Origin of the sequence: Leuconostoc gelidum subsp. gelidum KCTC 3527 (assembly GCF_000166715.1) — a bacterium.
Lineage (GTDB): Bacteria > Bacillota > Bacilli > Lactobacillales > Lactobacillaceae > Leuconostoc > Leuconostoc gelidum.
Map to the genome: position 1 here is coordinate 22,721 of NZ_AEMI01000007.1, position 9,758 is coordinate 32,478.

General features: G+C 36.4%; 9 protein-coding genes. All 9 read left to right on the forward strand.

From position 1 onward, the window contains the following. The first annotated feature begins 25 nt into the window (after nucleotides 1-25). The 9 genes from EUI_RS0102130 (at nucleotide 26) to dld (ending at nucleotide 9,727) form a co-directional block, all read left to right on the forward strand. Nucleotides 26-1,408, forward strand: coding sequence for a glycoside hydrolase family 1 protein (locus EUI_RS0102130; protein ID WP_010015739.1), 1,383 nt, complete (start codon nucleotides 26-28; stop codon nucleotides 1,406-1,408). 1 nt (nucleotide 1,409) lies between these two features. Then, nucleotides 1,410-2,717 (forward strand): PTS sugar transporter subunit IIC, encoded by a 1,308-nt coding sequence (locus EUI_RS0102135; protein ID WP_010015740.1) that lies wholly within the window; start codon nucleotides 1,410-1,412, stop codon nucleotides 2,715-2,717. A gap of 18 nt (nucleotides 2,718-2,735) precedes the next feature. Continuing rightward, complete coding sequence (locus tag EUI_RS0102140) at nucleotides 2,736-3,059, forward strand: PTS sugar transporter subunit IIB (protein WP_010015741.1); 324 nt, start codon at nucleotides 2,736-2,738, stop codon at nucleotides 3,057-3,059. Between the two features lies 1 nt (nucleotide 3,060). Continuing rightward, the gene (locus EUI_RS0102145; RefSeq protein ID WP_010015743.1) at nucleotides 3,061-3,375 is read left to right on the forward strand and encodes a PTS lactose/cellobiose transporter subunit IIA; all 315 of its coding nucleotides are present in this window, start codon (nucleotides 3,061-3,063) and stop codon (nucleotides 3,373-3,375) included. A 183-nt stretch (nucleotides 3,376-3,558) separates the two neighbouring features. Continuing rightward, nucleotides 3,559-4,890, forward strand: a complete 1,332-nt coding sequence (locus tag EUI_RS0102150; protein ID WP_010015744.1) for a dihydrolipoyl dehydrogenase family protein — start codon at nucleotides 3,559-3,561, stop codon at nucleotides 4,888-4,890. A 129-nt stretch (nucleotides 4,891-5,019) separates the two neighbouring features. After that, nucleotides 5,020-6,558 (forward strand): DHA2 family efflux MFS transporter permease subunit, encoded by a 1,539-nt coding sequence (locus tag EUI_RS0102155; protein WP_010015745.1) that lies wholly within the window; start codon nucleotides 5,020-5,022, stop codon nucleotides 6,556-6,558. A 45-nt stretch (nucleotides 6,559-6,603) separates the two neighbouring features. Continuing rightward, the gene (locus EUI_RS0102160) at nucleotides 6,604-7,128 is read left to right on the forward strand and encodes a PadR family transcriptional regulator (protein ID WP_010015747.1); all 525 of its coding nucleotides are present in this window, start codon (nucleotides 6,604-6,606) and stop codon (nucleotides 7,126-7,128) included. A gap of 58 nt (nucleotides 7,129-7,186) precedes the next feature. Beyond that, nucleotides 7,187-7,615, forward strand: coding sequence for an OsmC family protein (locus EUI_RS0102165; protein WP_010015748.1), 429 nt, complete (start codon nucleotides 7,187-7,189; stop codon nucleotides 7,613-7,615). A gap of 426 nt (nucleotides 7,616-8,041) precedes the next feature. Then, the gene (gene dld, locus EUI_RS0102170; RefSeq protein WP_010015749.1) at nucleotides 8,042-9,727 is read left to right on the forward strand and encodes a D-lactate dehydrogenase; all 1,686 of its coding nucleotides are present in this window, start codon (nucleotides 8,042-8,044) and stop codon (nucleotides 9,725-9,727) included. Nucleotides 9,728-9,758 lie beyond the last annotated feature (31 nt).

Here is a 9,758-nt window from a genome sequence, read left to right on the forward strand (position 1 = left end):
TAATTACAGAGAGGTGAGATAGTTTATGAGTGAAAAAAATTTTTTGTGGGGTAATTCTGTTTCAAGCATGCAAACTGAAGGTGCTTGGAATGTAGACGGAAAGGGCCCGTCTGTTTATGATGTAAAAGCAGCCGATGAGGAATCTAGTGATTGGAAGGTGGCGATTGATGAGTATCACAGATATGATGAAGATTTTGAACTGATGGCAAATGCTGGGATGAATTGTTACCGCTTTCAAATTTCGTGGTCACGTGTGATCCCTGATGGCGATGGTGAAATAAATGAAGCAGGATTGCAGTATTATGAGCGCTTTATTGATAGCTTAATAAAACATAATATCGTTCCTGTTGTTTGTCTATATCATTTCGACATGCCTTTGACCTTGGCAAAAAATTTTAATGGCTTAATTAGTGATCATGTCAGAGAAGCATTTGTTCGGTTTTCCAAGATTGTTATTGAGCGATTTTCTGAAAAAATTCAGTATTGGATTCCCTTTAATGAACAAAATTGTATGACTTTTGAAGAAGGATTTCAAAACTCTGGTTATCTATCTGGACCAAAAAGTATCCAAGATTTATACAAAATTTCTGCCAACTCATTAATTGCTTATGCTAAGATTGCTGATTTTGTCCATAGTTTCCCTAATATGAAAGTTGGCGGTATGGTTGCTTATCAAGAAATGTACCCGGCTTCTCAATCTCCAGAGGATGTGATGTACACTCGTCAAGCAATGGAGTTTGTCAATGAAGATTTTTTAAGCTTCTTTGCGACTGGTCAACGTTCTCCGGAAGTAATTAATTACATGAAACGCAATAATTTGTCATCACTTAATGATGATATCAACCAATGCTTGTTAGATTATCCTAATATGACTAGCGATTTTCTAGCTTTTAGTTATTATTACAGCTTAGTTATTGACAGTCAGTTAATTATTGACAAAACTGAACCGAATCATTTTATGACACAAGGAAAGATTACGAATCATCATTTAAAAACATCAGATTTTGGCTGGCAGATTGATGCCGTTGGTTTTAGAAACACGATTACAAAAATGCATAATCGATTTATGTTACCAGTGTTTCCCGCCGAAAATGGTATCGGCGCTTTTGAGAAATGGCAGGGTACCGGCAGAATAGAAGATGACTACCGCATTGCGTATCATAAGGATCATATTAATGAAATGATGAAGGCGATACAAATAGATGGTGCTAATGTTATTGGCTACTTAGGTTGGGGTTTAATAGACATACCTAGTTCCAAAGGAAATGTTGAAAAAAGATATGGATTTGTGTATGTTAATCGTAGTAATCATGACATTAAAGATCTGAAAAGAATTCCCAAAAAAAGCTACTTTTGGTTTAAAGAATTTATACAAGAAAAAAACACAGTATTGAGAAAGGCGTACTGAAATGACAAATAAAAGTCTTTGGCAAAAATTCATAGATAGATTTACACGTATTTCTATAAAAATAGGCAATCAAATACACTTGAGATCTTTAAGGGATGCTTTTGCAATGATTATGCCACTATTTATTCTTGCAGGTTTGGGTGTATTAATTAATAATGTTTTCTTCCCACTCTTCTTAAAAGGCACTTCACTGGCGAATTTTCAAACATTTGGTAATCTGATTGTTAACGGAACCTTAAACATTGCAGGTTTGATCATTGCCCCAGTAGTTGGTTATTGTTTGGCACGAAATCGTAACTATAAAAATGCGCTTGGCGCAGCCATCGTGTCCTTAGCAGGATTGATTGTGGTAATGCCTGTAACACTGCAAGCATTACCAATCAATGGTAAGAAAGCCGTCGATATTTCTGGTTTTTTATCTTATAGTAATATTGGTGTTACTGGCATGTTCGCCGGCATTATTATTGGATTAATTGCTGCTGAATTATTTATTAAATTATCTAAAATTGAAAAAATAAAAATTAACTTGGGAGAAAATGTGCCACCAGCCGTTAGTGAATCATTTTTAACCTTAATTCCTACCATAGCTGTCATCTCCCTTTTGGCTATCATTTCTGCAATATTGTTTGTTGGATTCCACACTGATTTAATTAAACTAATTACTACGCTGATCCAAGAACCATTGCGTCGCGTAAATACTAGTTTACCGGGATTTTTATTAATATATTCAGTGGGAAATCTTCTGTTTGGATTTGGTATTCATCAAGCGGTTATTAACGGTACTTTGTTAGATCCTGTGTTGCTTATTAACACAAATAAAAATATGCAAGCTTTTGCTGCTGGAGATCATGTGCCTTATATTATTACCAGTGTTTTTCGAGACACGTTTGGTATGATGGGGGGGACAGGTAGTACCATTTGTTTGCTAGTCGCAACGTTTTTATTCTCTAGAGTAAAGGCTAGTCGTGAGGTGACAAAACTGTCAATTGTTCCTGGAATTTTTAACATTAATGAACCCGTCATCTATGGCTATCCTATTGTATTCAATATTCCGCTACTTATACCATTTGTATTAACGCCAATCATATCATTGCTAATTGCTTACTATGCGACCGTGTTAGGGTTAATGAACAAGACAGTTGTGTTAGTACCTTGGACCACACCACCATTGATTAATGGTTTCCTAGCAACTGGTGGTGATTGGCGAGCTGTCGTTGTGCAATTATTCAGTTTCATTATTGGTGTGCTGTTCTACATACCATTTATGAAAATCAGTGAACAGGTTTTGTTAAAACAGAATCAAGCATAAAAAAGGAGAATACTTCTGATGTCTACAAAAAATATTATGTTATGTTGTGTGGCAGGAATGAGCACTAGTTTACTAGTGAATAAAATGAAGAAGGCAGCGACTGAATTAGAAAAAGATGTCGTTATATTTGCCACATCAGTTTCTGGGTTTGATCAAGAATTGGCTAGTCGACAGGTTGACTGTGTCATGTTAGGACCCCAAGTCAGCTATATGGAAAAAGATTTTAAAGAAAAACTCAAGGACAAAAATATTCCACTAAGTGTGATCAATATGCAGGACTACGGCATGATGAATGGTGAAAAGGTCTTATTGCAAGCATATGAATTGATGGGAGGGGAGTAATATGGATGACCAGTATCTCAACGTCATTATGGGTATCATCATGAATGCTGGCAATGCAAAGGGATTAGCGCATGAAGCTCTTGAATCTGCAAAACTGAACGACTTTGAAAAAGCGAATCAACTGATGACAGAATCTAACCAGTCATTGGCAGAGGCTCATAATGTGCAAAGCGAGATGTTAACAAAAGAAGCACAAGGTGAGCATACCGAAATGAATTTATATATGGTTCATGCACAAGATCATTTAATGACGGCTATAACCTATCAAGATCTGGTAAAAGAATTAATAACATTATACAAAAAGAATGCAAAATAGAGGTACGCCAACTGGCTGTACTATGGCATTTAAGAGTTAACCAGTCAACACTATCAACGATAATCCATCTGAAAGCAAATTCATGTAACTTTATTCAAAGCGGTTTATACTATAGATAATGTGAGTGCTAAATAATTAGTGGTTTAGCGCGGAAATCTTAGAATGCCATTAGGAGGTTAGTGAATGACAAATCAATATGATTATGATGTTTTGTATCTTGGTAGTGGACACGGCACATTTGATGGTGCGATTCCGTTAGCGCAATCAGGTGTTAAAGTTGGCGTCATTGAAGCTGATATGATTGGTGGTACGTGCCCTAATTATGGTTGTAACGCTAAAATAACGCTTGATGCACCGGTAGTGTTAACGCGAGCAGCAGAACGATTGTCTGGCATTGTTCAGGGCAACCTGAACATTGATTGGGCGCAAAATGAGGCGCATAAAGAAACTGTTATTAATGGCTTACCAGATATGATTGGTGGTTTGCTAACTGATTCTGGAATCGATGTGATTCACGGTCGTGGTGTGTTTGAAGATAATCACACGATTGTTGTTGCTGGTAAATCAGTCACTGCTGACAAAATTGTCATTTCAACTGGTCTAAGGCCTCATCGTCTTGATATTTCTGGTTCTGAACTAGCGCATGATAGTCGTGAGTTTATGTCGTTAAAGACTCTACCACAGAAAATAGCCATTATTGGATCGGGCTATATTAGTATGGAATTTGCGACAATTGCAAATGCAGCTGGCGCTGACATTACTGTTTTTATGCATGGAGACCGTGCATTACGACAGTTTCATGCCCCCTATGTTGACAAAGTTGTCACTGATTTAAAGCAACGTGGTGTAACGTTTATTTCAAATGCAGATGTTACTGCGTTTGAACAAAATGGTGATCAGATTCAAGTGATATACAGTGATAATCAGTCTTTGTCAGTTGATTGGGTATTAGATGCTTCGGGTCGTGTACCAAACGTGGATAACATTGGTTTAGAAACACTTGGGTTAATCTACAATAAGTCAGGTATTCCTGTAAATGACTATTTGCAAACAAATATTGATAATATTTATGCATCAGGTGATGTGATTGATAAAACACAACCTAAATTGACACCAACAGCCATTTTTGAATCAACGTATCTTTTCAAACAATTTTCTGGTCAAACAAAGGCATCAATTCATTATCCTGTTGTGCCATCAGTTGTCTTTACGTCACCAAGAATTGCGCAAGCAGGTATGTTGGTACAAGATGCTGAAAAAGGAGATTATGTGGTACAACAAACTGATCTCACAAAAGATTGGTATCGCCAAGTCGACAATGAAACACTTGCTGATAACACATTAATTTTTGATCAACAACACAATTTAGTTGGTGTTACTGAAGTCAGCGAGCAAGCTGAAAACGTGATTAATACACTATTACCAGCTATTGAATTCAAATTTGGACCAGATGAAATTGGTAGATTAATTCATTTGTTTCCATCGATTGGTATGGCAACATGGGGACAATTATAAAAATAGAGTAGTTATATCATTTTTGAACAGCGGGAGCTGTTTTTTTTATGATATAATTTTCAAAAAAACTTGACATCTTTATTAATATTGTTTATATTAACTATATTAATATAAACGAGGAATTCAAAGATGAAAACAAAGTTTTTAACATTACTATTTGTACTTGGTTTATTCATATGTATGTTGGACACGACGATTATGAACGTCAGTTTACCAACTATTAGTAACGCTTTACATGTTGGCCTGGACAACATGTCGTGGGCATTAAATGTCTATCTCATTTTATTTGCAGCATTGACGATACCATTGACACGTTTGGCAGAAGTATATGGCATACAAAAAGGCTTTTTACTAGGGGTTATTTTATTTGGTATTGGATCGATAGTGTCGGCCGCCGCGCCAGCTCTTAACATCTTATTAATTGGCAGAGCGATTCAAAGTATTGGTGCGGCAATAGTATTTCCATTAGCCATGACATTGGCTATTGGTTTAGTGAATGATGATCATCGAACGGGGATGATAGGAATCTTAGGGATTACACAAGGAATTGCTGGCGCACTTGGACCGACCATTGGTGGTATTGTGACACAATTTTTGGGTTGGCGTTGGATTTTTTTAATCAATGTGCCATTAGTTATTATTATGCTTGTTTTGGGGATGACCTATCTCACACTGAAACATGAAGTGCAACACAAACAACGATTAGACGTTTGGGGCGCAATACTCAGTATTATTTTTTTGTCTAGTTTATCGATTGGCCTCATTCAAGGACGGGTCTGGGGATGGTATGATTGGTTAACTATCACATGTTTTAGTCTGAGTAGCGTGAGCTTTATATTATTTTTAATTGTAGAACAACGTAGTGTTAATCCGATGGTACCACTGCAATTATTCAAGAACCGCGTATTTTCAATTTCGGCTGTCATTATTGTTTTAAGCAATTTATTCTTAGTAGCCACGACGGTAATTTTACCAACTTATTTTACAAGCATTGCTGGATTTGATGCGCTACACGCATCTTTATTAGTCGCACCAATATCGTTGGCTATTTTTATATTTTCACCAATTTCAGGATTTGCCCAAGCTATTATTCAACCAAAATGGTTGCTCACTATGGGATTTTTAATCATGACTTGTGGTTATCTGTGGTTGGCCAACGGTGCGCTAGTCAATCAAACACAAATCATTCTATCTGGCGCAATGGTGGGTTCGGGCTATGGTTTAATAGCTGGGCCAATATTAGTGATAGCCGCCGGTAGTTTGCATGGTAAATTATTAACGGCTTCACAAAGCGTCACAAGTGTTTTACGTCAAGTTGGTGCTATGCTGGCAGTTGCTATATTTATAACAAGTTTGTATGGTAATTTAGCGTTATCAAAAAAACAGTCACAATCTTATGCAGAAAGTAGTGTGAGCAAATTAGCATTACCGAGTGAACAAAAAACAGCTATGATCGGTAAAATAACACATAAGTCACATGATGATCACTTTATTCAAACAGATACTACTGCGTTACCACGAGTGATATCGGCCAGCATTAAGGACATTGAAACACATACTACTGTGTTGTTGCGGTCATCGTTTGAGAAACTTTATGGGATTTCTGTGCCGTTTTTATTAATGTGTGCGGTGTTGAGTTTATTCTTGAAAGAAAAACAACCGTCATAAATGTCGTGTATAATATTTAATAACAAATAGAAGGCAGGTAAAATTATGTCAATGAAGGGTAGAGAAGTCATTTTAGGTATTTTGCAAGGAGGACCACATACTGGTTATGAAATTAATGACATCTTACAGACACGATTAAGTCATTTTTTTGATGCGACTTTTGGCATGATTTATCCGACTTTAAAAAAGTTAGAAGCTGAAAAATTGGTGACTAAACAACAAATATCACAAACTGATCGACCAAATAAGAACATTTATACAATTACAAAAGCAGGGCAAGCGGCATTTTCAAAAGCCATTAGCGAACCGACTTCGGATGAAATTCTCAAGTCTGATTTTTTGATGCATCTTTATTTTAGCCAAGATTTGCCAACAGAACAGGTGGCTTTATTTTTTAAAGAAGAGATTTCACGTAAGGAAGCTAAATTGGCAACACTGCAAGCACAATTGGCAACGTGGTTAGAAAATGGCATGACAGATCGACAGCAGATAACGTTTGATTATGGTATTGCATATTATACAGCAACACTAGAAGTTTTAAAGAAAGCAGCAAAATCAATAGCCAGCTAATAGAATGTGAACCTGCTACAATAATCTTGTAAGAGTATGTCGTTAGTAAGGAGATATTATGACAAATGAAAGCTTATATCATACCGAAATTGAAAATACAGCTGGTTTAGTTGGTCATGTCAAAACGATTACAACCAGTGATCTCAGTGTTCAAACTAGTGGCCCATTGAGTGATGAACCTGGTACTAATCCGGAACAACTATTAGGGGCGGCGTTAGCCACTTGCTTGAATGCAACAATCGAGGCTGAAGAAAAGCGGCGACAATTAGAACATAAGAGTGTTGTTCGTGTCGGTGTAGATATGGCACGTGATGCTAAAGGATTTCAGTTTTTTGTTACGGCACAAGTAAAAATACCACATGTTAATCGTCAAGAGGCGGAAGACATGTTGGCAATTGTCGCTCAGCGTTGTCCTGTATCTAAATTGTTATCTGGCAGTTCGAATGTTCAGATTGTGTTGGTTGATGATTTTAATTTTATGTCATAAACTGATCAAAGCTTAGATTAGCAGAGAATATGACGTGAAAATTTCTAACTGTAGTGATAGGTAACTAGCAAGTGTTTCATAGGCGTAAAATTCATTGATGAATAAAAAATAACGACACATGTCGAAATATAATTAAAAACAAGGGAACCTAAACCTAAAGCGTTTTTTGAGGTGTCCTTGTTTTAATTTGCTTAGTAATTATAATAAATGTTATTCCAATTATACATACCATACGTGTGCGCTGAACATATTAAAAAATTGTGCTGTCATTCACAAAATGATAAAATGTATATTTAAAATTGTAATTAATGTCATAAAAGTGCCCAAAGTCTTTTAAAATCGACTTTTTTAAAACCAAAGTGGTATAGTGTAAATATACTATGTTTTGAAAGTTATTCAAAACATAAATTTTTATGGGGGTTTATTATGACAACTGTTCAAGAATTGACAGAAATTGTTGGTAACAATCACATCATCACTTCAGATTCAAAATCATTGCGCTATCGAAGTGGATACCGTAGTGGGCAAGGTGATGCGTTGGCGGTTGTACTGCCTGGTAATATGATGGAGTTATGGCAAGTATTGAAAGTACTACATGCCCATAATACAATTATTATTATGCAAGCATCTAATACCAGCTTAACTGAAGGATCAATTCCGGCACCAGGCTACGATCGTGAATGTGTTGTGGTTAATGGGACACGAATTAAAGGTGTGCAATTGATTAACCATGGTGAAGAAGCACTTGCTTTTCCAGGTACAACGTTATTTAAACTCGAAAACGCATTAAAAGCGATTAATCGAGAACCACATTCAGTTATTGGGTCATCCAATTTAGGGGCATCTGTCATTGGTGGTATCAATAATAATTCTGGTGGTGCATTGATTCAACGTGGGCCAGCGTATACAGAATTATCATTGTATGCTCAAATTGACGCAAATGACGAATTGCATCTTGTGAATCATTTAGGCATTGACTTAGGAGAGACACCTGAGGAAATGATTAATAATCTCGAAAATCGTAATTTTGATATTGATAAAGTTAAAAAAGACGAAAAGCGTGTGGGACACAATCGCGACTATGAAGCCCGTGTACGCAATATTGGATCACATACACCAACGCGTTATAATGCTGATCCTAACGAATTATATGAAGTTTCCGGTGCCTCTGGTAAATTAGCAGCTTTTGCTGTTCGCTTGGATACATTTCCTAAAGAAGGGGCTTCACAGGTGTTTTACATTGGCACGAATGAGCCTGCAGTGTTGGAAAAATTGCGGCGCCATATTTTATCTGAATTTAAGAATTTACCTGTATCTGGGGAATATATGCATAAAGAAGCATATGATTTAGCTAAAAAATATGGCAAAGATTCACTGCTTGTGATTGATACAATAGGGACGAATATGTTGCCGTATTTGTTTAGTTTGAAGTCAACAGCTGAACGTATATTAGGTCATATTCCGACCTTTAAACCCTACTTTCCTGATCGTTTATTGCAACATGTAGGTCAAGTATTTCCAAATCAGTTGCCAAAAAGAATTGAAGCCTATAGCGACAAGTATGAACACTATTTGCAATTAAAAATGGTTGGTGATGGCATTGATGAAGCACGTCAATATTTGAAAGAATTTTTCAAAACTGAGTCAGGGGACTATTTGGAATGCACGCCTTCGGAGGCAGATCGAGCTGCAACGCATCGTTATGTCACAGCTGGTGTCGCTATTAGATATCAAGAAGTCTTCCAAAATAAAAAATTGGATATTTTACCATTAGATATTGCTTTACCTCGTAATGAGTTTGATTGGTTTGAACATTTGCCAAAGGAAATTGAAGATAAAATTGAACATAAGTTGTATTATGGCCATTTTCTAGATCATGTGATGCATCAGGATTACATTTTAAAGCCAGGTGTTGATCCACATGAATTGAAATTAGAAATGTTGAAATTGCTTGATAAGCGTGGAGCTATTTATCCTGCTGAACATAATGTTGGCCATCTGTATCATGCCGCTTCAACATTAGTGAGTCATTATAAGCGTAATGATCCGACTAATAGTTTCAATCCAGGTGTTGGTTTGACGACCATGGAAAAATACTGGGGTAATTACTAATTAATAAAAATACCAAAAATGTTAAAAAACA